Below are 23,961 nucleotides of genomic sequence, written 5' to 3'. Positions count from 1 at the left end.
ATCATCTCCACCTGAACGTTCGTCCCTTGACACCAGCATGGGAAATGAAGAGGCCGCAGAAAAATTGCGGCCTTTCAAGATACATACACGCATAAGCCTCGGAAGCAGTGGAACTAAACACCATATACCAATAGGGGGACAGGCACCCCCACCCAATATCCTATAAGGTACTACAAATCGATCCCTTTCGCCACCAATGAGAGGATCCGATACTGGGGAATAACGATACAACACCCATATCACAATATATCTCTTTTTTTGGCCCTTTAGAATCAGACATGGTCCACAGGCTCACGCATACATGATGAATACTATCCAGGACGCTACCGCCGCAAATCCCAAAGGCTGATCTTCAAGATCATCTTCATCCTTCCCCCATCCTCGCACCGGAGGCGTTGCCTCAGGACCTCCAGGGACAGCACATCCTTCACTCAAAAGGCTCATCCAGAAGATTTTACAAATCGGCTCTGTAGAATTCCTAAGGTTTGCTATCTCTGCGGAGGGGCGGCAATACGGCTCTTCACGGTCATTGATCGTGCCTTCCTGTCCCTATCTACATCCAGGAGGTCCAGATGGCACTCGCCCCCGGCGAGGAAATGGGGGAAGGCGGTTGAATCGCGCTCGCACCCAGATAAAGTCAGGGTTTCTACAGAGCCTACAAATCTTTTTTTTTTTGCACCTCGTCCTGGTCAAAACTGTTAATGGATCTCAGCACGAAGATCATAGGCAATCTGGTGTCCTATGGAACCTAATACTGATGAATATAATACTGAAGAATGCGGAGATCCGGTCAAGCAGCTCAAACTCGCCCCTGGCATGACGGCCGACATGCTCGTCCGTGCTATCGGCGGCGCCGGGGCATATAACGGCGGAGCCCTTGCCCAGGCGGCAGACATCTATGAAGCGATGCTCAGGGACGAGAAGGCGACAAAGTTCTTCGGTCTTGCCGGAGCGATGGTCCCTGCCGGGATGGGTGGAGTCGTCAGCGATCTCATCGAGAGGGGCCACATCGACATCCTGGTCTCGACCGGCGCCAACCTCACCCATGACACCATCGAGGCGATCGGGTGCCACCACTACCACGGCACCTCGGTCTGCGACGATATCGAACTCCGTCACGAGGAGATCAACCGCATCTACGATATCTTCCTCCCTGATGAGGCCTTTATCCGTCTCGAAGAATTTATGCAGGACTGTCTCTCCGAACTCCCTGACAAAACGACGATCACCATCTCAGGGCTCCTGCGCCATATCGGCGAGCACCTGGATCACGGGATCCTGGCGACCGCGGCGAAGTGCGATGTCCCGGTCTACTGCCCGGCGATCCAGGACTCGATGCTCGGGATGCAGTTCTGGTTCTACAACCAGATGCACCACATCACCGTCGATGCCTTTGGCGATATGAAAGATATCATTGACCGCTGCTATGCAGCCGAGCGTGCCGGTGCCTTCCTGGTCGGCGGCGGGGTGCCGAAGAACTTCATCTTCCAGAACAAACTCATCACTCCGACTGGCTTCGATTACGCGGTGCAGCTCACCGGCGATCGTCCTGACCTCGGCGGACTTTCGGGTGCGACCCTCACCGAGGCGCAATCCTGGGGCAAGATCAACGAGGACGCCGCGGCTGTCACAGTGTACGGCGACGCGACCATCAACCTCCCCCTCATCGCCGCCGCGGTCCTGGAGAGAATGGACCAGGACTGAACTCGTTCTCTTTCAAGACGTCACATCATCATTAAATATGATCTCACACGGAGCATAGGAATATGACTGATCTTGTCCTCTCCCTGGATGTCACCGACCGGGCTTCCGCCATTACGATCGTAGCGGCCTGCGCAGGAGAGGTCGACGCGATCAAGGTAGGCTATCCCCTCGTGCTCGGGGCAGGCCTCGGGATCGCCCGCGACCTCGCGGGTTTCGACCTCCCGCTCATTGCCGACTTCAAGGTCGCGGATATCCCGAATACCAACACCCTCATCTGCGACCAGGTTTTTGAGGCCGGGTTCTCGGCGGTCATCGCCCAGGCCTTCCCTGGCCCCGACTCAGTCACCGCCTGTGTGAAGAGCGCCCATGCCCATGGCGGCGAGTGCTATGTCGTCGCGGAGATGAGTCACCCAGGTGCCCTCACCTTCTTTTCCGAAGGGGTGCCCGAGGAGATCTGCCGCCTTGTCGTGGAGACGGGCGCGGATGGGATCATCGCCCCGGCGACGCGGCCCGCGCGCATCAGGGCGTTGCGCGACCTGATCGGCGAGAGAAAGATCCTCTCGCCTGGCGTCGGGGCGCAGGGCGGCGACCCGGCAGAGGTCGCGCCTCTCGTCGACGGGATGATCGTCGGGCGCGCGATCTACGGGGCGCCAGACCCGGTCGTAGCGGCAAGGGCCTATGCCCCGTACCGCCGATGATGAGATTGACCGTTCCGAGCCGGTCCGTCCGGCGCTGAGGAACCCTATGAGTCCTCTGAGGTGGCTGGTCAGGGCCTGACGGCCCCGGCCTGCTCGTTCTTTTCTGAATACACTCCACAGCACCTTCTTCCAGACGATCGGTTCGCGACCTTCCTGGCCCACTCGTCATCATAAGAACTCGGGCGTGAGAAACGCCCTGATCTTCGACGAAAGGAGAGCAATCATGAGAGATGCAAGGTGTTTCGAAGGACCTGGGCCCCTAGAGTGCATGATGTGGGAGGACGGCTCAGTCACGCGTGCATCATAAATCTGGGTTTATAGAACCCCTTCGAATGGCCATATCTGTGGGGGGTCTTGCCGCGACACAATCGGTCTCGGAAGGCAACGCACCCTTCATGGCCATCCATTTCCCCTTTCCACCACTATTTTCCTCACGAGGGTCCGGGGGCAACACCTCCGGTGGGAATCTATGGGGAGGCGGATGACACGCATTCTCCCCACGACACGTGAGAGTTTCTAAAAAACCCAATTTTCGAGATGCGAGTGAAAAGAGCATGAGAAAGTCAGTGGCTTTCGAGGGAGCCCCAGTGGTGGGGGTGTGGGAAGTCGATCAGAATAGCTGTTCTCAACCGCAAAACCTTCATCGCCATCTCGCACCAGCCTGCGCCACAAGATTGGTCGAGGAAGACAGCACCCTCGTCACACTTCCCGTTCTGCCATCTCGAACCCCAGGGATGGAGAATGGGACGGGAAGCACGCATGAGAGAGGCAGGCATTCCAGCCCCACTCACTCCTGAGATTGGTATGGGGCTCTACAAAGCCATAGAGCTAAAAAAATTATTATCCCAGGCACCAGACCGGCGAGCCCCCCACACCTAACTTCGCCTGGAGATACGCATTCGCCGGATCAAAGGACTCAGGTACTTCGAAGACCAGGAACCCGATCGCACGGCGGTCGTCCCGGTCGATGGTGACACTGCGGTAGACCGTCCCGATCCCCTCGATATAAGGGACCGAGACCGTGGCAGGCGCATAGGTCTCCCCTCCATTGATCAGGGAGAAGGTCTGGGGTGCAGGGACCTTGGCCCTAGAACTCCCCCCACCATAGAACCCAAGATAATTCACGTCCACCAGGACCATCATGAACGTCTTCCCATAGGGCGCCGTCACCTCTTCGTCGCCTGCCTTATAGGACTTCGTGAAGGTGTACGATTCAGGCCGTACCGAGATTTTGTGCACTTTTCCGCTATCAAGATAACTATACCCCTTCCCGAAGGCGAGGGCGTCAGGGTAGACCTCGGCCGACGGAAGTTCAAGAGTCGGGTCGTCAAGGGTCTGGAGGGCAAGCGCCCCGAGCACCCCGTTCATCGTGTCGCGCGCCTCAGTGAGCGAGGTGGCCCCCTCCCCGTACACCGTCGTGTTCGCACAGGTGACCCCATACCAGAGCGCCGACCCTGCATCCTGGTAGGCATCCAGTGCCATGACAAAGTCCGCCCTGGCGCCGTCAGCACTCGCCGGCACCTCCAGGTCTTCATACTCGATAGCATACGACCGTGCCGCATCAGCCAGGTCCAGGGCAAGGACGGCCACCTTATTCTGGTTCTCGTCCCCTGCCGAGAGAGTGAGGCTACTCACGCTGGCCGCCAGGTCGTCAGCGGTCTCGCGCATCCTCTGCTTCAACTCCTCCTGGTCACAGGACGCCCCCCCCTGGGGTTCACCCAGGGCCAGGACCGGGCCAGTCGTCTCCAGTGCGCCACCAGGTTCCTCATAGCCTGCGATCTCTTCTGCGCTCACCGATGCCTCAGTCCAGTCGCGGAACCTGATATATGAGCTTTCATCCCATGTATCCCCAAACTTCGCGGCGTCGGCGGCGTTGAGAATAAACCTGGCATTATGCTCATCAGGTGTCCCTTCCCTGAAGAAGACCGCAACAAAGGCGGTCCTTGTCCCGAGATCACCGGTGAAAAGGGCACCTGCGATCCTGGTGGCATCTGCTTCATAACTCCCGAGCGTCCCCTCGAGAGTGTCAGGATCCCCCTCTGGGAAGAGGTCGACCTTCACACCCTGACCCCGCCCAAGGTAGACCGGGTCGGCCAGGTCAGGGTCGGTGATCACCGGGTAGGTGGTGACCCTGACCTTCTTTGCCAGGGCGGCCGGGCCACTACACCCGGCACATGCCTCAAAGACCTGATATTCAGCAGCGGCTGCGTAGTATTCAGAATCTGGAGGGACGTACTCCACTTCAGAGTCAGAGAAAATATCAAAGGCGGCAAGGCTCTGGTTTATGATCGGGATGTTTGGCACTGTCGTGACGTTTTCGGCCGTACACGGCACACCGAGGCCGATGAACACCAAAAACGTCAGAAGAACCAGACGTTTCGAAGGACACTGCATTCATGATCCATAGGCAAATAAGGAAGATATATCTTCGGCTTCTTCCCTGACGCCCACACCAGATCCTCAAGAGACAGAACCCGTGTTCAGGTCCGAATCTCTATATAATTTCAACTGGAAGGGTATTGCATGCAGTGGAGTGACGAGCAACTGGCTCTGGCAAAAAAATATCAAAAATTGAGTGATATTCCGGTTGAAGAACGGCGGTACAAGTGCCACACCTGTAACCATGTCGTCGAGAGCGCACCCTGTCCAGTCTGCGGCGAGACCGAACTTGAGATCATGTGCCCCCTCGACCACACGCACTGTCCCCACGAGATCGTCTCAGGGATCGACTACTGCCCTCTCTGCGGCGCCCCGGTCTGCCCTGAGTGCGGGTCGCACGACGTCACCCAGATCAGTCGGGTCACCGGATATCTCCAGGATGTCTCTGGTTGGAATGCCGGGAAACAGCAAGAGCTGAAGGACCGGGTCAGGTACACTGTCGCATGAGGTATTACTACACCTCTGGCACCCTTATTGTCAGGGGGGACTTCAGAGCGGCAAGTACCGGGATCGCCGGAGGGTTCGGGCGGGTCACGACCCTCTTCAACCATACGGTCCCGAGCGGGTTTGACCATGCCGCACCTGCCAGGTACCTTCAAGACCTTGCATCTTCCTGGGGGTATGATCAGGACTATTTCGGGCTCCTTACCGCGGTCCAGATGCGCCACCTCTGTGTCCTGCAGTACGACTTCATCACCGTCTTTGTAACCGCAGGGGTCACAAACCCGAACCCCGACCCTGACCGCCCCCATACCATCAACATCATCGTCACCTCCAGAGAAGGGCTCAGCGAAGGGGCGCTCCTTGAGACGATCATTACTGCCACCGAGGCAAAGGCGCTGGCCCTGCGGGAGGACGGGCGTCCCTTCACCGGGACGACGACCGACGCCGTGATCGTGGCCTCAGAAGGAGAAGAGAAGCATATCTATGCCGGCACCTTCACCGAGGTGGGGCGCCGGGTGTACGCCGCGGTGCTCCGCGGGGTGCATGAGGCGCTTGACCGGCAGGAAGGAAAGATCGTCAGGAAACGTCCGTCCTACTTTATCTTCAGCAGGTACGGCGGCGACCACTGGGTGGAGTGGCAACCTGAGGGATGTCCGTATTATCCCTGCCACTTCGAGGGCCAGGTCTGCGACTTCTGTTATTGTCCTTTCTACCCGTGTAAGGACGAAGAACTCGGCGACTGGGTCGAGAGTTCAAGTAGTGGACGGATCTGGAGTTGCAGTCGGTGCACGCTCCTTCATGAAACCAGGGTGGCAGCTTACTTCAAGCGCAACCCCGAAGCGACGCTCAAAGAAATGAAAAAATATCGGGCATCCCTCAAGGACCGCCCCATAATATAATTTTTACTCCTCGATGCCCAGCGCCGCAACAAGTTCTTCGAGCGGGATGCCATGCGCAGCCGCGGCCTGGCGGATACTCTCGCCCCTACCGATTGCACAGCCAAGGCAACCCATGCCAAAGCGCATCAGGACATCTGCAGATTCCGGCTTCTCCTGGAGAAGTTCCAGGATCGTACTGTCAGCGGTGATCGCCATATTCAAAATTTAGACTCATGAGTACTTAAAGGTACGACCAGACAGCGATCACTTTCACCCCCCGCCCGACTGATTTTTTATACCCATGAGTTGATGCTCCTGTGGAGATGTATATGGACCTGTCCGAAGTAGCAGAAAGAATCTCCCAGAAGTTCACCTCACAGTCTGTCGAGGTCGATGCGGCCTCCATTGAGAAAAAACTCCGTACTCTCGTAGATGAGTTCGGGGTCAACCTCACCGAGGCCGAGAAGACCGTGAGTGAGAACATCGCCAAGGAGCACGGTCTGGAGAGTGTCCCCCGCCAGACCTCAGAACAGCGCGAGATCGGGACCCTCCTCCCTGGTGAGTGGGCGACGATCGAGGGGAAGGTCGTCGGGCTCTCGACTCCTGTTTCACCCATGATCAAACAGACCGGGGTCATCGCCGACGCCACGGGCGCGATCCAGTTCACGGCATGGGCGCGGGCAAACGCCCCTCTCCTCGAGATGGGGGAGTCTTACCGGATCGAGTCGGTGGTCGTGGACGAGTACCGCGGCGTGCCGAAACTGAACTTCCATGCCGGGACGACGATCACCCAGAGCGAGGAGAACATCACATTCCTGCCGCAGGTGACGAATGTCGCCGACCTCAGGCCGGGGGTCGCGTGTCTGCGGGTGAAGATGGTCCAAGAGTGGGAGGCGCGCCACGAGCGGATCTTCCAGACCGGACTTGTCGGCGACGAGACAGGGACGGTCAAGTTCACCACCTGGAAGGGCGACGATGCCCCCAGACTCGAGGTCGGCATGGTCTACAATATCTTCTATGCCTCAGTCGGCGAATATCAGGGGCGCCCAGATATCACTCTCAATGGGGCTACCTGTGTCCCTGACGAAGATGCAGAGATGGAGGTCGGTACCGGCGGCATGACCTACCAGGGGGCGATCATCAATATCGGGCCTGGTTCAGGGGTGATCAAACGCTGTCCAGTAGAGGGGTGCAACCGTGTCCTCTCGCGGATGAATTACTGCCCTGTACATGAGATGCAGAACGACTTCAGGTATGACCTGCGGATCAAGGGAGTCCTCGACGACGGAGAGAAGGCGCACAATATCCTGATGCAGCGCGAGGTCGTCGAGACGGTGACCGGGGTCACCCTTGAAGAGGCGGTCGAGACGGCCGAGAACAGTCCGATGGGTATGGACGATGTCTTCTACCGTCTCAAAGAGACGATTATGGGACGATATTTCACCTGCACCGGCAATGACCTGGGGGACACCATCCTTGTCAAGGAATGTTCTCCGGTTACCTTTGATAAAGATCGACATGCCGAACTGCTCAACCTCCTGGGAGGTGAGGCAAATGGCGAGTGAGGGACGGTTCAACCAGCAGCGCTATGAGCGTGAACCTGCTCGCCGGGTCTTTGCGGCCGAAATGCGCGAGGCCACCTACCACTTCAAGAACGGCGAAGACGAGAAGAGCCCGGCCTATGTGCTCCTGCCCACGGGCGAGCGGTGCAACCGGGTCTTCATCATCGGGTCGATGACCCAGAAGGAGAAGCGTGGCGAGCAGAATATCTTCTACAACTTCCGTGTTGCCGACCCGACCGGGATCTTCTTTGTCACCGCTTCGTCCTACCAGCAGGAGGCGATGCAGCAGGTCTCCAGGATCGAGCCGCCGGCATTTGTCGCGGTGGTGGGCAAGCCCAATGTCTACGAGGCACCTGACGGCAGGATCTTTGTCTCGGTGCGGGCCGAGTCGGTGACAGTCGTGGAGAAGGAGATGAGGGAGGCCTGGATCCTCGACGCCGCCGAGAGCACGCTGAAACGGGTCGAGCACTTCGACCAGAGCGCGGACGCCGCGCTCACACAGGAACATTATCCTGGGACCAACCTGGACATCTACCGGCGGATGGCCTATGAGGCCCTCAGGCAGATCCAGATCTAATCTTTTTTTAGCTTTTTAGAATATGGCATGAGGCGAGATCGCGCCTCACGCATATGAGATGAAAAATACCCCGAGTTCTCTAAGGCGGCCGTCCTGATCGGTGTGCCTTCCCCCTATCTTGACAATCTTGACATGGGGGGATCGGGGGAAACGAGCGTGAGCAAGTTCGAGAAGAATTCTACAGAACTAAAAAAGGGCCCTGTAGAAATCCTCTTGATGAATTTCTCTGGCGGGGCAGCGTCCAAGCCCACGGCATGAAGATATGAGAAGGCGGGGGACACACATTCTCTCCACGATTCGCGAAGGGTTCTAAAAAACTAAAAAAAGAGGAATCGAGAGTATTGGTTTTTTTCACACAGGAGGAATTCTGTGGTCTTGTTTACATTGGGGCGAACTTCGTCCCATAGTAGATGACCCCGCTCTCGCCCTCACTGCCGATCTTGCGGAAGACCGCCTTGACCGGCATCCCGATCGTGACCTCTTCGGGTGAACAGACGAGTTGCGTCGTCAGCCTCGGGCCTTCCTCGAGTTCGACGATGGCAAGGACATATGGCGTCAAGGCAGAGAACTGGTCGCTTGCGGTCCTGATCACCGAGTAGGTCACGACCTTGCCGACCCCCTTAAAGGTGTGGTTGACGATCGTGCCCTCGCGCCGGCACTCAGGGCAGAGGTTCCTGGGCGGATAGAAATATCGCCCGCAGGTCTCGCAGTGGGTTCCCTCCAGGTTATAGCGCTGAGGGATCTTTCTCCAGAAACGTGGTACCGACATCTCAGGCCCTCCCGAAGATATGGGCGGCGACCGTCGCACCGGTCCCGCCGACATTGTGTGTCATGCCGATCTCGGCCCCGTCGACCTGCCGCTTCCCAGCCTCGCCGCGGAGCTGGAGCACGGTCTCGCAGACCTGCTTGATCCCGGTCGCCCCGACCGGGTGACCGCATGACTTCAACCCGCCGCTGGTGTTCACCGGGATCTGGCCGCCAAGGGCGGTGGCGCCTTCCTCGGTGAATTTCCCGGCTTCGCCTTTCTTGCAGAAGCCAAGGTCCTCGATGGCGCAGATCTCCGCAATCGTGAAGCAGTCGTGGACCTCGACAAAGTCGATATCTTTTCTCTCGAGCCCTGCCATCTGGAAGGCCCGGTTGCCTGCGGCCACGCTGGCATCCAGGGTTGAGATGTCGCGGCGGTCATGGAGGGCGATGGTGTCGCTGGCCTGGGCGGTGGCGAGCACCTTGATCGGCGTGTCGGTGAACTTCTTCGCGACCTCCAGGGGTGCAACGACGACGGCCGCCGCCCCGTCGGTGATCGGCGAGCAGTCGAAGAGGCGCAGCGGGTCGGCGACCAGCGTCGAGTTGGTCACCGTGTCCAGGGTGATCTCCTTCTGGAATTGTGCGATGGGGTTGCGCGCGCCATTGTAGTGGTTCTTCACCGCGACCTGGGCGAGCTGCTCCCTGGTCAGGCCGTAGCGATGGATGTAATCGGTGGCGATCATCGCATACAGCCCTGGGAAGGTCGCCCCGGTAAAGCCTTCCCACTCGCGGTCGGCCGCACCGGCCAGAGCGTCGGTGGAGAGACTGGTGTCGACGTCGGTCATCTTCTCGACCCCGGCGGCGACGACGATGTCAGACATCCCTGAGGCGACCGAGATGACCGCCTCACGGAAGGCCAGACCACCAGAAGCGCAGGCCGCCTCGACACGGGTCGCGGGGATGTGCTCGGACGCGAGTCCAGCATAGTCGGCGATGAGTGCACCGATGTGTTCTTGCTCGATGAACCGCCCTGCACTCATGTTGCCGACGTACATGGCGTCGATCTGTTCGCCAGCGAGGTTTGCATCCTCGATGGCCTTGACGCCTGCCTCAACAAAGAGGTTCCTGAAGGAACGGTCCCACCATTCACCAAATTTGGTGCAGCCGATCCCGATTACTGCTACATCTCTCATTTTTGCACCATGATCTTACCCTTGTGTTTGGCATACTGTGCATAGTCGAGATAGATCGGGTCGGCGAGGAGGGCCTCCACTGACGGTGCCGCCGCCCGGTCGAAGACGTTGGTGTCCGCGATCAGGTCGGTGACCGTGATGTCGAAGGCGTCGCTGCCTGCACCCGAGCCAAAGGAGGTGACAAAGATCCGGTCGCCTGGTTTGGCGATGTCGAGGGTCGCCGCAAGCCCGACCATCGAGGCGCCTGAGTAGGTGTTCCCGAGGCGCGGGACGACAAGCCCTGGCGTGATCTGCTCTCTGGTAAACCCAAGTTTTCCGGCGACACGTGTCGGGAACTTGGCGTTTGGCTGGTGGAAGACGGCGTAGTCGTAGTCGGAAGGCTTGGTTCCCATCTGTTCGAGCATCATCCGGGCCGCGCCCTGGACATGCTTGAAGTAGCCTGGGTCACCGGTGAACCGGCCCCCATGGCGGGGGTATGCCTGTCCTTCCCGGCGCCAGAAGTCTGGCGTGTCGGTGGTATATGAGCAGGTGTGGTTGATCTCGGCGACCGGGTTCTTGGACCCGATGACCATCGCACACCCGCCAGCCGCAGCGGTGTACTCGAGGGCGTCGCCAGGTGCACCCTGAGCGACGTCGGCCCCAACGGCGATGCCGTATGTCACCATCTCGCTCCCGACCAGACCCATGCAGGTCTGGACACCGGCAGTGCCAGCCTTGCATGCAAATTCGTAGTCGGCCGCGGTCATCACGGGGGTCGCCCCGATGGCCGCACCGACCGTCGCCGCCGTCGGTTTGACGGCGTAGGGGTGGGACTCTGAGCCCACATAGATCGCCCCGATGGCGTCGCGGTCGACGTCTCTTCTGAGGAGTGCGTTCCTGGTCGCCTCGACGGCGATGGTCGCGGTGTCCTCGTCAAGGTCGGGGACCGACTTTTCCTGGACGCCAAGGCCGCCTGAGATGTCCTTGGGGTTGTCCCCCCAGACCCGGGCGATCTCCTCGACCTTGATCCTGAACCTGGGGATATATGCCCCATAACTGATGATGCCTACCATTCTTTTTCCCTCAATGTGCTCACGATTTGTTCGACGTCCATCGATGTGCAGAGTACAGTGATACGGTCGCGTTCAGCCAACTTCGGAACGAGCGGATGGACCTGCTCCACCTCGAGTCCCTGGAGGACCACGCACCGGGGCTTGAAAGGGGTCACCCTGATCGCCACCAGTGGGGATTTTCCGGTCGAGACATTGGTGAAGATGAGTGCACGCTCGGTGCTCCATCCATAGATGCGGTTGAACTCGTTCGAGGAGAGCTGCAGGATCGCGTTGAGGCTGTTGACCACGGTGTACCCGAAGATGGAAAGGTCAACTGATCCACAGAGTCGCTGTGCACCCACAGCCTCCCCGAACTCGGTCATCGGGACCGAAGAGGCGTAGTCGTGGATGTCATAGATGACGTCATCGTCATCAAAGGCATTGTAGAGGATCCTGGAGAATCGCTGGATATATTTCCCGCCGTTCTCCTCGTCGATCGAGAGGATGGTGTCGACGATCTTGCCGACCACGGCGGTCCCCGGGCTTTTGCGCCTGCCACCCTCATAGTCTGAGATAACCGAGGGAGAGACGCCGAGCCGCTCTGAAAGCATTCCTTGCGGAATGCCGAAACTCATGCGCCATTTTTTCAGGGCTTTTCCCGGTGAGTCCGAGAGCGTAATCTCACCTGCCATCTTCTCGGCAAGCTGCTTACGCAGTTCGGAGTTCATGAGGATAGATGTTTACCAGGCAGATTAAATAATTAACGAATGCTCCATCGACAATCTGCGAAGTGCCGGAGCGCAATCCATATATAGGATGCATCTCAATTTTGAAATACATGATGGATGCAGGAGATCTCCAGTGCCTGAAGGTCGTTGCACTCATGGGCGGGCTACGGAGCTCTGCGTGGATGTCCTCGCAGTCCCTGGCAAACGCCCTGAACATCAGCCCTCAGACAGCCTCCCGCCGGCTTAAGGGGCTTGAGGCGGCCGGGATGATCACGCGCACCGTCAGGACCGACGGGCAGTATGTGGCCGTCGCCCCTGCCGGTGAGGAGGAACTCAGGCGCGAGTACTCGGCGTACTCGCGGATCTTCTCCCCTGACGGGGGATATTATGTCCTTAAGGGGACGGTGATCAGCGGGCTCGGCGAGGGACGCTACTACATCGATCACCCCCAATACCGTGAACAGTTCATCGAGAAACTCGGGTTCAATGCCTATCCAGGCACGCTCAATGTCAGGCTCGACCCTGAGAGCGTCAAGGTGAAACGTCGCCTGGAAGGACTGGTCTGGATCGGGATCAAGGGATTCGAGGCCGACGGCAGATCGTTTGGAGATGCTCGGTGTCTCCCGTGCCGTATCGGCGAGTGCCCGGGTGCGATCATCGAGCCAGGACGGAGCCACTACCCCGAGGAGATCATTGAGATCATCGCGCCGGCTCCTTTACGCGAGACCTTTGGACTGCATGATAATGACATCGTACATGTGGAGGTTACCCATGATTGAAGACGCCTATGCCGCCCTCAGAGAGGGCAAGATGGTACTGCTCTATGACTTTGACGACCGCGAGAAGGAGACCGACCTGATCATCAGGGCCGACGCCGTCACGCCCAGAGATGTGCTGACGATGCGCCGCGATGGGGGCGGACTGATCTGTACTGCAGTCCATCCTGAGGCGGCCAAAACTCTCGGTCTTCCCTTTGCCTCCGACCTCCTGAAGGGCTTCGAAGCAGTCGAGCACCTGGGGGACATCCCATATGACCGGAAAAACCACTCGTCGTTCTCGATCTGGGTGAACCACCGGAGCACCTACACCGGGATCCCTGACCGCGACCGGGCGACGACCATCAACGCCATCGCCGACCAGGTGAAGATGTCTCTCAACGGCGGGGGGCAGGACTTCGCGGCTGAGTTCAGGACGCCGGGCCACGTGGCGATCCTGAGGGCGGCCGACGGCCTCCTCGACGACCGGCGCGGACAGACCGAACTCTCGATCGCCCTTGCCGAACAGGCCGGGGTGACGCCTGCGGTCGTGGTCTGCGAGATGCTCGACGACGAGACCGGGCTCGCACTCTCGAAGGACGACGCAAAGGCCTATGCAGAGAAGCACGGGCTCGTCTTCATCGAGGGCAAAGACGTAGTGAAAGAGTGGGAGGCACTAAAAACTGCCAACAATGCCTAAATTTCTCTATTTATTTCTTTTTTCCAGTATTCCATCATTATTTTTCTGATTTTCTTTATGGTGCTTTTTTTATAGCATTTACCAAGAATCGTAACAGATAAATGGTCATGAATTTTAATATTTTCTATGAAAAAAGATGCTGTAGCCTACCTTTCTACCAGAAAAAAAGGCGATATGGAGCATCATCGAGAGATTTTGGAAGAATATTGCAAATATAGGTTTCATATCAATAGGCTTTTCACCGACCACCGGGTGAATAGCACGCCGCCCAGAAAACGGGAGGGCTATCTTGAAATGCTTGCATATTGCCAGGAGCACGGGATCACCCATATCCTGTTTCTGAATCTCCCCGCCCTCTCCAAAAATCTTGACAACGGACTCGATGAACTGAAAATCCTTCTCAGCGAAGGCCGCACCCCATACTTTGCCGAAAACGATTTTATTGCGCACATCGACGACCCCGTGGCACGGACACGAGACCTCAAGAATTTCCTGGCATATATGAACCTCTACCAGGGGTTCGCCCGCAAGACCTATTCTCACCATGCTCGCTCGTCCTCCAAACCAAAAGGCACCATCGGCCGCCCACGGGCCCTGAACGACGGGCAGGTCGAGGCCCTGATCACGGTCAGGCGTTCCGGGGTCAGCATCTCCCAGATCTGCCGGATGTTCAATGTGAGCAGGAGCACGGTCTCCAAGATCCTCTCCGACCATCCAGAGTTAAAGGGCGAGTGGAAAGGGGCACGGTCGTCGGCGACGGAACATAAATAATCACCCTTGGGTTTTGTAGAAACCCTCACCCATGTGTGGAGAGAATGCGTGTCATCCGTCTTCTCATAGCCTCCCGCCGGGGACGAGTGCCGCCCGGAACCCCGGGAGGAAGATAGAGGCGAGAAGACATTATGGGCAACTGTGACAAGAGTGCTGCCATCTTCGACCTATCGTGTCGCAGGGGATCCGGAGGGCGGCACGCCCCCCGCCAGAGAGATTCATTAAGAAGATTTCTACAGAGCCCATTCTTGAAAATTTTTCAAAAGATCTTTTTTGCTCAGGGATATTTCTCATCTAGCCTGTACACCGGGTTTGACCAGAACCTCCCCCTATCAATATCCAATCCAAGGAACAACACCCTCTACAGGATCTCCCCTCCGCCATTCAGCCATGGAAAAACGCGGGCAGATACTTCTCGTTAAAAAGGGGAGGAATGACGCCCCACTCGTGAGAGGAGCGAGGCGGCCTCAGAGGTTGTCGATCTCCTCGACCAACCGCATCATCTGCGCCTGGATCTCCTCCATGCCCCTCTCAACCGCATCGAACTCTCGTGAGAGTTGTTCGACCTGGCCTTTCATCTCAGCCAACTCGACCTGCTGCTCACTGATCCTCCCTTCCATCCTCTCAGCATCCCGGTTCTCCTCAAGACTCAGCGGGCGTTCTGCATATCGCGCATTGTATGTGTCGATGATGGAGTTGAGTTTCGAGAGACGTTCATTGTAGGTATCGGCCATGCGATTGTACCGATACTCAAGATCGAGGGCCTTGTCCACCTCTGCGTTGTACTGCTTTGAGAGGTCGATGTACTCCTTGAAATCCCGCGGGGTCTCGAAGAACCAGCCCTCATAGTAATTTTCGTCGTCGCTGGCAAGGAACCCGCCCGTCGTCTCCACTGCCGTCCACTCTCCAGGCGAGGTCTCGGCCAGCACCCAGGCATGGTCGGCCTCATGGATCGCCTCGCCTCTCTGGTGGACGTCGCCGACCGCGATCTTCGCCTCGATCCCCTTCGTCTCGATCATGTTCCAGACGTCCATGGCCATGTCGGCGCAGACGAAGAAGTCGGCGTTGCTGTAGGTATGTGTCTGGTGGTAGGTTCTGGCGATCTCCCGCACGACGGCGATGTTCACCTCCCCCTCAGTGAGGACGGTGAGGGTCTGGTTCTCCACCTCGCCGGTGCCCAGTCTGGCGGAGAGGCGGTATCGCCCGCCCGGCATCAGATCGGTCGGGAGACGATACTCGAAGAGATACTCGTCGTCGACCGGGAGCAGATAGGACTGCGGGGCAAAGGGCCTCTCGCCGTCGAGTTGCTCGACCGAAAGGGAAACCGTTCCTTCGCCGGTGACGGCGTAGCCGGTGATAGAAACTGTCTCGCCCTGCGCATATGTGCCAGGCCCCTCGCAGGAGAAGGTGACCTCCGGGACGAGGTTCTCGGCAAGGTCGGCGACGACCTCCACCTCCTCGCCCATCCCCATCTCCAGGTCGGTCCGCCAGGCCGGGTAGCGCTCGTGGCGGAGTTCGAGGGTGTGGTTCCCGGCCTGGACCTCGCGCACCATGCAGGGGGTGTTACCGCGGTACTCGCCGTCGAGATAGACAGCGGCATCTTCGGGCTCTGAGATGATCGCCAGTGTCCCAGAAAGGGTGCTACACCCGGCAGTCAGGAGGAACCCGATGGTCAGGAGGAGGAGGAGGGGCTTCATCAGATCGGATCTATACGCCAATCGATATGTAGATTTCTCGCCCGCCCCCGCGCCGCCCAGTGGACCCCGGCATAGATTTATCTCCCCGCCCGCCAGGGAGGAGACGTGAGGAGGGGACGAAATGTCAGCAGAGTTTGAGGTGGGTCTTGAGGCACGGGTGGTCAAGCCAGACCCCATATACCTGGAGACCTCGGCCCTCGGGCCGTGGGAGCAGGCATACCGCCGGTACCTCGAGGACCCGGACGGGTTCTGGGCGCGGTATGCCGGCGAACTCGAATGGATCGAACCCTGGGACCGGGTGAAGGAGTGGCGCCACCCCTATGCCCGCTGGTTTGTGAACGGAAAACTGAACATCACCACCAACTGCCTGGACCGCCATGCCGCAGGCGAGCGCAGGAACAAGGTGGCGCTCATCTGGCGGGGCGAGGAGGGGGGGGTCGAGCGGGTGCTCACCTACCGCCAACTCCACCGGCAGGTGATGCGGTTTGCCGGCGCCCTGAAAAACCTCGGGGTCGGGCGCGGGGACGTCGTCTGCATCTACATGCCCCTTGTCCCAGAACAGATCATCGCTATCCTCGGTTGCGCCAGGATCGGCGCGATCCACTCGGTGGTGTACGGCGGGTTCGGGGCTGGCGCCCTCAACGCCAGGATCCGGGACGCCGGGGCGAAGGTTGTCGTCACCGCCGACGTCAGCTACCGGCGCGGGACACGGATCCCGCTCAAGACCATCGTCGGCGAGGCGGTGAGGAATGCCCCGAGCGTCGAGAAGGTGATCGTGCTCAGGCGGACGGTCCCGCACGTCGCCCTCCACCCAGAGATGGAGGTCGACTTCCAGGAGTGCATGGCCGACGCCCCCACGCATGTGGACCCTGCGGTGATGGACGCCGAAGACCCGCTCTTCATCCTCTACACCAGCGGCACCACCGGCCCGCCCAAGGGGATCGTCCACACCTGCGGCGGCTACATGGTCGGCACCTACTACACGGCGAAGTACCTCTTCGACCTCAAGGAGCACGACGTCTACTGGTGCACCGCCGATCCAGGATGGATCACCGGGCACTCGTACGTCATCTACGGCCCGCTCGCCGCCGGGGCCACGGTGCTCATCACCGAGACGGTCCCTGACTACCCCGACCCAGGGGTCTGGTGGCGGGTCATCGAGGACTTCGGGGTGACGGTCTTCTACACCGCCCCGACGGCGGTGCGGATGTTCATGAAGTTCGGCGACGAGTGGCCCGCCCGCTCCAATCTCGACTCGCTGCGGGTCATCGGGTCGGTCGGCGAACCCCTCAACCCTGAGGCCTTCGAGTGGTATCACCGGGTCATCGGCCAGTCCCGCTGCCCGGTGCTCGACACCTGGTGGCAGACCGAGACCGGGATGCAGATGCTCGCCACGCTCGTCGGCGAACCGATGAAGCCAGGGTTCGTGGGCCGACCCATCCCGGGGGTCTCGGCGGAGGTGGTGGACCGCGAGGGCAACCCGGTGCCCCCCGGCACCGGCGGCCTCCTGGTCCTCACCGAACCATGGCCGGCGATGATGCGCACGGTCTACAAAAACGACGAGCGCTACCGGAAGTACTGGACCACGGTCGACAAACTCTATCTTGCCGGCGACCTCGCGGTGAAGGACGAGGAGGGCTACATCATGGTCCTCGGACGGGCCGACGATGTCATCATCGTCGCCGGGCACAACCTGGGCACTGCCGAGGTGGAGTCGGCCCTGGTCGCCCACGAGGCAGTGGCCGAGGCGGCGGTGATCGGCGTCCCCGATGCCGTGAAGGGCCAGGCGGTGAAGGCCTTCGTCATCCTGAAGGTGGGCTACGCCCCGAGCGAGAAACTGAAGACTGACCTCATCTACCATGTGCGCATGAGCATCGGCCCTATCGCCATGCCTTCAGAGGTCAAGTTCGTCTCCTCGCTTCCCAAGACCAGGAGCGGCAAGATCATGCGCCGGGTGTTACGGGCGCAGGAGATGGGCGTCGACCCCGGCGACATCTCGACGTTGGAGGTGTAGGGATGAGGGGCGTCACCCCCTCCCCTGACCCCCAGATATGAACCGGCACCATTAAGCAGGTCGGCCCCAGTCCTTCTCTCATACTTCTGGTGATCCATAATGTTTGAGAACCTCGACCTCCTCCCCGTCCTCTTCCCGCAGGTGCTCCTCCTCTATCTCCCAGTCTATCTTCTCTGCGGCGTCTGCGCTGCAGTCTATACGGTACTCCTCGAAAAGATCTCGTCAAAACGTCTCGCCGCCGTCGTCCCAGTCGCGGTCGTTGCGCTCTGGATGGTCTGGGCTGCGGCCGTCGCCACGGACCACGCCTTCCTCCTCGCCGTCAACCTCAGCGCCTTCTTCGTCTTCCACCCGATGATCGTCGTCGCCCTCCTCCCGCTGGTCAGGCACTACGCCCATCCGGGCCATGCCTGGGCCTGGGCCGCCGTCGTCGCGGCGGTGGTGCTCATCGTCAGGCTGACCCAGGGGGCGCTCATGTCGCCCATGACCCCGGTCGCCCCGCCGGTTCCGGGGCTTGAGGGGTTCCTGGACGAACTCGTGAAGGGGTGCGTGAGTACCCTGAAGACGGGCGCGTATGCCCTGGTCGGATATGCGGTCCTGGGGGTTCTCGCGCACTGCTACCGGGAGGGAAAGGCGGCTTCGGGGGCCGGGGAGGAGTAACGGCGAATATGGTGGGCCGATCAGAGGGGTCGCCCAAGAAGGATGACGGATATGAACCCAGACCCCCACGACGAAGATAGCGGGAGGATGGCATGGGTTGTGATCCCGCTGAAACGTGATCGGGCCTCTGCCGTTCCGATCTATCCCCGGGGTCACGACGATGAGGGAGGTGCGGTGATCAGGTGTGCCGTCCCCATTCATCGGATCTGTTCTGCTCTCTCGCGAGAAGATAGGGCATGGGTGGCATCACGCCTGATCTCTCCGAAAAAAGATCAGCCGCCTTCCGTCCTGATCCGATCTTCGGAGTCATCACGACGGGACGACGGGACGATCAGACCATGCCGCACTTTTTTGGAGAATCTTTTCCGCTCTCTCGTGCGGTGTCGGCACCTCCCTCTTCAGGTTCGTTGATCGTCCCTTTAAGGCTCCCCGAACCGCTCCGCGAGCGCCGAAAGCCTCCCCTCCGGGAGGTCCTCGCGCAGGAGCCCGAAGAGAAGACGGTCGTGGTAGCCGCCGCGGGCGTGCCAGTACTTCCGTTGCCTCCCCTCCTCGACGAACCCGCACGTCTCCATCACCCGCACCGAGGCGACATTCCCCGCGGCGCAGTCGCCATTCAACCGGTAGCCGTCGAGGAGGTTGAACCCGACATGAACCAGAAACTCGCAGGCCTCAGTCCCGTAGCCCTTCCCCCAGAAGGGATCGTCGAGCTGGTAGCCGATGAGATAGACGCCAGGGCTGAACTCGACCTGGAAGAGGGCGCACTGTCCGACGAAGGTGCCGGTCTCTTTTTCCCTGATCGTGAAGACCGGGCACTCAGGGGCCCGTCCGCCTGCCAGGGCCAACTCGATCCCCTCGACCAGCGGGAGGAAGTAACTCTCTGTCGTCTCAGGAGTGTTCGGCCCGAAGAAGAGCCACTCGCAGACGCGTTCCTTTGCAAGCATCCTGGCGATCGCCGGGAGATCGTCCCGGGTAAGATATGTAAAGGTAAGGCCGGCCGTCATCATGATCCAGAGGATCTCACCCGTGGGGAAGATGGGCTTTCTCCTTCTGCGTCGACCAGTGCGCTTATGACCGGTGAGATCAGACCATTTCAGGCTATGGCGCAGTATTCACCTGGCGATGTGGTGCTGGCCGCGGTCAGGTTCGGAGGAGGAGAGGGCCCGAAGGTGCGGCCCGCCGTCGTCGTCGGGGCCGAGAGGGCCGGGATCCTTGAGGTCTGCCCGGTCTCAAGCACCCCGCCCACCGACGCCCCCTTCGTCCCCATCGACCTCGACGACTTTGTCCGCGGCGGACTCGACCTCTTTGAGGAGAGTTATGTCCTCGCCGCTCACCTCTCCACCCTCAGGGTCCGTGAGATCCGCGGGAAGAAAGGACGTTTGAACCCCGAGCGTATCGAGAATATCGTCAGGGCGATCCCTGGCCGCCGCCCGGCCAGGAGGTAGCATAAATACAGGGATCAGGAGGATCCGGGCAATCACGAGTTCAAAAACAGAGGCACTCGATGTTTCCGTGTGAAAGAAAGATATGGACTATTGACCCTGTAGAAATCCTCTAAATGATGCTCTGTGTCGGGGAGCGTGCTGGCCCACGAACCCCTCCACACAATACGGTCGATGACTGCAACGTCCTCGTCATGATCATCTATGCTGCCTTTCTCCCTCAATCGTCATCCCGGGAGCCCAAAGGAAACGAATGACAACGAGTTCGAGAACAGAGGAAATCAAAGATTCCTGATGACAGGAAGATCTTTGATCTTCGATATGTGAGCAGAGCGAAGATGAGAAGACGAGAGTCTTTCGAAGAGCCCCCCGCCCAAAGATATCGGAAGGCGATTGAGTCACGCTCAACCAGGACTTGATGAGGGGGTCTACAGAACCAGGATATTTTTTTTCTGTGCATCATAAATGCGAAACATTTTCTAGACAGGGTGGGCGGGTTTCTTCCACGTATCCCTGATCTTTGCGGTGCGACCGGAAAGTGGTTGATTCACGCCCGTGCCTGGGAATGGTGAGGGACTCTCCAGAACCAGGCGAAGTTTATTATTTCAACGCCGACCCCCGCACGGTAAACGATCCCCCATGCAGATTGATCCATGGCCCCTCCACGACCCCAATATGGTGGCCACACGGGCAGTAGACCTGATCACCGTCTCTGATCGTATAGTCAGACGAGATCCTGGTCTTCCAGCAGTGGAGGAGTTTTCCTTTTCCGATCTTCTGGTACCTGAACAATTTACGGCCGCAGGCAGCGCAGGTGATGGTGATCATGGTAGAGAGATCTCGTGGCGGAGGCATAATGGGTGTCCCTTGTGTGCGGGGACGCAGCGCCATGATGGCCCCGGTGCCGCCGGCCAGGTCATCCCATGCCGCTGTTCACCTCGGGACAAAAATCGGCTCTGTAAAATTCCCCTGGATATCTCCCCTCAGGGGACGTGCCGCCCGGCATGATAGGGGCGGCCATTGAACAAAACCCCCACCGATTTCCCAATCCAGGAAAGAGAGAACGCACGCGACGAGAAATGTTCATCCCATATGCCCGAGCCCAAGGTTCATACCCTATTCTACGGAGCACTCTGTTCATATGAGAACAGGAGGAGAGATCGACCTCTATCACTCTCTCAAGACCATGGCCCCCTCAGAGCCCACAATACTATATTGACCCTGGACCATACCCGATCAGTGTGTCGATGAAGGTAGAACTCCTTGCCATCACCCCTGACGCCGAACGGTTGATCGAGAGCGCCGGACGCACCGCATACCGCTCCTTCGACCGCCAGGCTCCAGGCAGTGAAAAGAAATTTATCAGGATGATCGTGAGAAACGGGCACGAGTCAGTGCTCGAACACGCCTACGCGACGTTCCGGATCTCTGGGATCTCTCGCGCCTGTTCCCACCAACTGGTCCGCCACCGCCTCTGCGCCATCACCCAGCAGTCGCAGCGTTATGTCTCGGAAGACGACTTCCCAGCCGTCGAACCGACGTCGATCGCGGAGAACGAGGAGGCGCATGCCCTCTATAGCACGTATCTTGCACAGACGCGCAAGACCTACAAGGCGCTCGCCGACCTCGGCGTACGGAGGGAAGACGCCCGCTTCGTCCTCCCCAACGCCACCGAGACCGAGATGGTCGTCAGCGCCAACATGCGCGAGTGGCGCCACATCGTCGGGCTGCGCGGGAGCCGCGGGGCACAGTGGGAGATCAGGGCGCTCGCCATCGCACTCCTCCGTGTCTTTCAGGAACAGGTCCCGACCGTCTTCTGCGACTTCGAGATCGACGAGGAGCAGCAGGTGGTCAGGCGGGTCGAGGTCTGAGCCTCGCCCTCCAGATCTTTTTTGCGCGAGAGTCTTCACTCCTCCTTGGTCAGGCTTCCTGATCCCGTGATCACCTGGGTCACCGCCGGGTCGCCGCGATAGGTGACGATCCCGTTCCCTGTGATCTGGACGTCAAGCGCCTCGGTGGCGAGCACCTCGGCCCTCCCCGAACCACTGATCACGAGGTTCGTCCGATCAGTCGCGAGGTCGAAGCCCTTGACCGTGCCAGACCCGGTGATCACGACATTATGTTCGGCCGCCGTCCCGGCATACCTGGTCTTGCCCGACCCCGAGATCACGCTCTCGAGCGTGCTCACGTTCACGTCAAGGTCGAGGGCGCCCGACCCGCCGACCGCCGTCGACAGACGGTCCGCGACGATCTCGTTCTCCCCGAGGACCGACCCGGCCCCATTCACTGCAAGCCCACGGACCTCGTCCATCGCCACCCTGACGACGACCGGCGTGGTGTTCTCCACACAGACAGCGTCGTGGTCGATGACCAGCACGCCGTCGGAGACCCTGGTCCTGAGCAGAGGCATGATATTGTCCTCGGCCTCGATCTTCACCGCCCCTGGCGTGCCCTGCATCACCAACACCGTTGCAAAGGTGTTGAGTTCTACGCTATGAAATGTCCCGAGGTCTCGCGTCTCTGAGATCACATTTCCCGATCCGACGCTACAGGGAGGCACGGTGCACCCGGCCGTCAGCACGAGGACGAGCAGCACCACCGCTCCAGGGAGGTATCGTGTCAATGGGCTCATGATCTGTCCCTCCACCCATGACCTCTGGCGATAAAATATCATCGGGCCAGACCGCCGTGAGATGGCGGCCTGCCACGAATATTGATTGACATGAGAAACCCATTGATAGATACTCATGCGTACGCTCGACACCCGTCGTCTCTCCTATCTCTATGCCATTGTCGCGGCCTTTCTCTTCGGGAGCGGAGCGCCTGTGGCCAAACTCTTCCTCGGCGATGTGGCCCCAGTCACCCTGGCCGGGCTCTTCTACCTCGGGAGCGGGCTTGCCCTTGCCTTCTACCTCCTTGCCTGCCGCGCCCTTGGCCGCGACCGGGACGAGACCGAGGCCCCTCTCGCCCGGGGCGACCTCCCCTGGCTTGCAGGGGTCGTCGTCTTCGGTGGGTTCCTTGCGCCGGTCACGCTCATGTGCTCCCTTGCGTCCACCCCGGCCGCGACCGCCTCCCTCCTCCTCAATTTCGAGGCCGTGGCCACCGCAGGGATCGCCGCGTTTGTCTTTGCCGAAGCCGTCGGGAAGCGGACCTGGGCGGCGCTCGGGCTGATCACCGCCTCGTGTGCGATCCTCTCCTGGGAAGGCAACGGTGCCGCAGGGTTCTCTCTTGCCGCCCTCGGCGTACTCCTTGCCGCCACCTTCTGGGGCATAGACAACAACTTTGCAAGAAACCTCTCAGCCCGGGATCCCCTTGCCATCGTGACCGTCAAGGGTCTTGGCGCCGGGGTGCTCTCCCTCATCGTCGCCTTCTTCCTCGCCGAACCCTTCCCCACCCCGCGGGTCTGTCTTGCGGCGATGGCGGTCGGGTGCATCAGTTATGGGGGCCTGACCAGCATCCTCTTCATCCTCTCGTTGCGGACCGTCGGGACAGCACGGACCGGGTCGATCGTGGCCATCGCCCCCTTCTTCGGAGTCGCGGCGTCGTTCCTGCTGTACGCGGTCCCGATCGAGCCTGCCTTCTACCTCGCCCTCCCGGTGATGGCCGTCGGTGCCTGGCTCCTCGTCACCGAGAAACACTCCCATCCCCACCGGCACGAGGCGGTGGTCCACGAGCACCGGCACCGGCACGACGACCTTCACCATGACGGCCACCCCCATCCGCCTGGCACCCCGCCGCTCGATGCCTGGGGCTACCACTCCCACCGCCACGCCCACCAGGAGATGGTCCATGACCACCCCCATGTCCCTGACATCCATCACCGTCACAGCCACCGTCACTCGTGACCACCTCTTCAGGAGAGCGAGATGGGGTTATGTACCCACTTTTTTCATCGTTCCGGGTTTTCTCCCATGTTCTGGCAAACTTCAT

Annotated in this window: 24 protein-coding genes; 14 read left to right on the top strand and 10 right to left on the bottom strand. The window is 59.7% G+C overall.

Features of this window, described 5'->3' with window-relative positions; all coding sequences use genetic code 11:
- The first annotated feature begins 741 nt into the window (after positions 1-741).
- Positions 742-1,704: a deoxyhypusine synthase gene (locus tag J2129_RS11485; protein WP_209630995.1), complete on the top strand. Its 963-nt coding sequence runs from the start codon at positions 742-744 to the stop codon at positions 1,702-1,704.
- A gap of 62 nt (positions 1,705-1,766) precedes the next feature.
- Positions 1,767-2,402: an orotidine-5'-phosphate decarboxylase gene (gene pyrF, locus J2129_RS11480; protein WP_209630994.1), complete on the top strand. Its 636-nt coding sequence runs from the start codon at positions 1,767-1,769 to the stop codon at positions 2,400-2,402.
- A gap of 840 nt (positions 2,403-3,242) precedes the next feature.
- Here the strand turns inward: pyrF and J2129_RS11475 are convergent.
- The gene (locus tag J2129_RS11475) at positions 3,243-4,796 is read right to left on the bottom strand and encodes a hypothetical protein (protein WP_209630993.1); all 1,554 of its coding nucleotides are present in this window, start codon (positions 4,794-4,796) and stop codon (positions 3,243-3,245) included.
- 129 nt (positions 4,797-4,925) lie between these two features.
- Here J2129_RS11475 and nrdD point away from each other — a divergent pair, with 129 nt between their 5' ends.
- Together nrdD and J2129_RS11465 are read left to right on the top strand one after the other, a co-directional pair.
- Positions 4,926-5,288 carry an anaerobic ribonucleoside-triphosphate reductase gene (nrdD, locus tag J2129_RS11470; protein ID WP_209630992.1) on the top strand — a complete coding sequence of 121 codons (363 nt, stop codon included), beginning with the start codon at positions 4,926-4,928 and terminating at the stop codon, positions 5,286-5,288.
- On the top strand, positions 5,285-6,184 hold the full coding sequence (locus tag J2129_RS11465; protein ID WP_209630991.1) for an adenosylcobinamide amidohydrolase: 900 nt from the start codon (positions 5,285-5,287) through the stop codon (positions 6,182-6,184). Before nrdD ends, J2129_RS11465 begins: the two co-directional genes overlap by 4 nt.
- A gap of 3 nt (positions 6,185-6,187) precedes the next feature.
- On the opposite strand, the gene J2129_RS11460 is transcribed toward J2129_RS11465, so the two are convergent.
- Positions 6,188-6,379: a DUF1858 domain-containing protein gene (locus J2129_RS11460; protein ID WP_209631343.1), complete on the bottom strand. Its 192-nt coding sequence runs from the start codon at positions 6,377-6,379 to the stop codon at positions 6,188-6,190.
- A 113-nt stretch (positions 6,380-6,492) separates the two neighbouring features.
- Here J2129_RS11460 and J2129_RS11455 point away from each other — a divergent pair, with 113 nt between their 5' ends.
- Both J2129_RS11455 and J2129_RS11450 read left to right on the top strand, forming a co-directional pair.
- Positions 6,493-7,728 carry a nucleotide-binding protein gene (locus tag J2129_RS11455; RefSeq protein WP_209630990.1) on the top strand — a complete coding sequence of 412 codons (1,236 nt, stop codon included), beginning with the start codon at positions 6,493-6,495 and terminating at the stop codon, positions 7,726-7,728.
- On the top strand, positions 7,718-8,302 hold the full coding sequence (locus J2129_RS11450; RefSeq protein WP_209630989.1) for a nucleic acid-binding protein: 585 nt from the start codon (positions 7,718-7,720) through the stop codon (positions 8,300-8,302). The genes J2129_RS11455 and J2129_RS11450 overlap by 11 nt, the downstream gene beginning before the upstream one ends.
- Before the next feature lie 379 nt (positions 8,303-8,681).
- On the opposite strand, the gene J2129_RS11445 is transcribed toward J2129_RS11450, so the two are convergent.
- The 4 genes from J2129_RS11445 to J2129_RS11430 are packed head-to-tail and all read right to left on the bottom strand — an operon-like array spanning position 8,682 to position 11,998.
- A complete protein-coding gene (locus tag J2129_RS11445; protein ID WP_209630988.1) occupies positions 8,682-9,071 on the bottom strand; it encodes a Zn-ribbon domain-containing OB-fold protein in 390 nt (129 codons plus the stop codon).
- Between the two features lies 1 nt (position 9,072).
- Positions 9,073-10,239 carry a thiolase domain-containing protein gene (locus tag J2129_RS11440; RefSeq protein WP_209630987.1) on the bottom strand — a complete coding sequence of 389 codons (1,167 nt, stop codon included), beginning with the start codon at positions 10,237-10,239 and terminating at the stop codon, positions 9,073-9,075.
- The gene (locus tag J2129_RS11435; RefSeq protein WP_209630986.1) at positions 10,236-11,291 is read right to left on the bottom strand and encodes a hydroxymethylglutaryl-CoA synthase; all 1,056 of its coding nucleotides are present in this window, start codon (positions 11,289-11,291) and stop codon (positions 10,236-10,238) included. Before J2129_RS11435 ends, J2129_RS11440 begins: the two co-directional genes overlap by 4 nt.
- Positions 11,285-11,998 (bottom strand): helix-turn-helix domain-containing protein, encoded by a 714-nt coding sequence (locus J2129_RS11430; protein ID WP_209630985.1) that lies wholly within the window; start codon positions 11,996-11,998, stop codon positions 11,285-11,287. Before J2129_RS11430 ends, J2129_RS11435 begins: the two co-directional genes overlap by 7 nt.
- Before the next feature lie 113 nt (positions 11,999-12,111).
- On the opposite strand from J2129_RS11430, the gene J2129_RS11425 reads away from it, so the two are divergent.
- From J2129_RS11425 to J2129_RS11415, 3 genes are all read left to right on the top strand, one after another.
- Positions 12,112-12,777 (top strand): DUF120 domain-containing protein, encoded by a 666-nt coding sequence (locus tag J2129_RS11425; protein ID WP_348632322.1) that lies wholly within the window; start codon positions 12,112-12,114, stop codon positions 12,775-12,777.
- Positions 12,770-13,453 carry a 3,4-dihydroxy-2-butanone-4-phosphate synthase gene (gene ribB, locus J2129_RS11420; RefSeq protein WP_209630983.1) on the top strand — a complete coding sequence of 228 codons (684 nt, stop codon included), beginning with the start codon at positions 12,770-12,772 and terminating at the stop codon, positions 13,451-13,453. Before J2129_RS11425 ends, ribB begins: the two co-directional genes overlap by 8 nt.
- Before the next feature lie 126 nt (positions 13,454-13,579).
- Entirely contained in the window at positions 13,580-14,224 is a 645-nt protein-coding gene (locus J2129_RS11415; protein WP_209630982.1) for a helix-turn-helix domain-containing protein, read from the top strand.
- A 467-nt stretch (positions 14,225-14,691) separates the two neighbouring features.
- Here J2129_RS11415 and J2129_RS11410 read toward each other — a convergent pair whose 3' ends face one another.
- Positions 14,692-15,921, bottom strand: coding sequence for a PEGA domain-containing protein (locus J2129_RS11410; RefSeq protein ID WP_209630981.1), 1,230 nt, complete (start codon positions 15,919-15,921; stop codon positions 14,692-14,694).
- Between the two features lie 121 nt (positions 15,922-16,042).
- On the opposite strand from J2129_RS11410, the gene acs reads away from it, so the two are divergent.
- Entirely contained in the window at positions 16,043-17,935 is a 1,893-nt protein-coding gene (gene acs, locus J2129_RS11405) for an acetate--CoA ligase (RefSeq protein WP_209630980.1), read from the top strand.
- 99 nt (positions 17,936-18,034) lie between these two features.
- Positions 18,035-18,592 carry a hypothetical protein gene (locus J2129_RS11400; RefSeq protein ID WP_209630979.1) on the top strand — a complete coding sequence of 186 codons (558 nt, stop codon included), beginning with the start codon at positions 18,035-18,037 and terminating at the stop codon, positions 18,590-18,592.
- 419 nt (positions 18,593-19,011) lie between these two features.
- Here J2129_RS11400 and J2129_RS11395 read toward each other — a convergent pair whose 3' ends face one another.
- On the bottom strand, positions 19,012-19,596 hold the full coding sequence (locus tag J2129_RS11395) for a GNAT family protein (protein ID WP_209630978.1): 585 nt from the start codon (positions 19,594-19,596) through the stop codon (positions 19,012-19,014).
- A gap of 93 nt (positions 19,597-19,689) precedes the next feature.
- Between J2129_RS11395 and J2129_RS11390 the strand changes: the two genes are divergently transcribed.
- Positions 19,690-20,034, top strand: coding sequence for a type II toxin-antitoxin system PemK/MazF family toxin (locus J2129_RS11390; RefSeq protein WP_209630977.1), 345 nt, complete (start codon positions 19,690-19,692; stop codon positions 20,032-20,034).
- 597 nt (positions 20,035-20,631) lie between these two features.
- Here J2129_RS11390 and J2129_RS11385 read toward each other — a convergent pair.
- The gene (locus tag J2129_RS11385; RefSeq protein ID WP_209630976.1) at positions 20,632-20,859 is read right to left on the bottom strand and encodes a hypothetical protein; all 228 of its coding nucleotides are present in this window, start codon (positions 20,857-20,859) and stop codon (positions 20,632-20,634) included.
- A gap of 419 nt (positions 20,860-21,278) precedes the next feature.
- On the opposite strand from J2129_RS11385, the gene thyX reads away from it, so the two are divergent.
- Entirely contained in the window at positions 21,279-21,902 is a 624-nt protein-coding gene (thyX, locus tag J2129_RS11380; RefSeq protein ID WP_209630975.1) for an FAD-dependent thymidylate synthase, read from the top strand.
- Between the two features lie 35 nt (positions 21,903-21,937).
- On the opposite strand, the gene J2129_RS11375 is transcribed toward thyX, so the two are convergent.
- Entirely contained in the window at positions 21,938-22,663 is a 726-nt protein-coding gene (locus tag J2129_RS11375) for a head GIN domain-containing protein (RefSeq protein ID WP_209630974.1), read from the bottom strand.
- A 115-nt stretch (positions 22,664-22,778) separates the two neighbouring features.
- Between J2129_RS11375 and J2129_RS11370 the strand changes: the two genes are divergently transcribed.
- Positions 22,779-23,876: a DMT family transporter gene (locus J2129_RS11370; protein WP_209630973.1), complete on the top strand. Its 1,098-nt coding sequence runs from the start codon at positions 22,779-22,781 to the stop codon at positions 23,874-23,876.
- The last annotated feature ends 85 nt before the right edge of the window (positions 23,877-23,961 follow it).

This window comes from Methanofollis sp. W23 (assembly GCF_017875325.1).
In the GTDB taxonomy this organism is placed as follows: domain Archaea; phylum Halobacteriota; class Methanomicrobia; order Methanomicrobiales; family Methanofollaceae; genus Methanofollis.
Note: the sequence above shows the minus strand (reverse complement) of the source record. Positions and strands in the feature narration are given on the sequence as shown.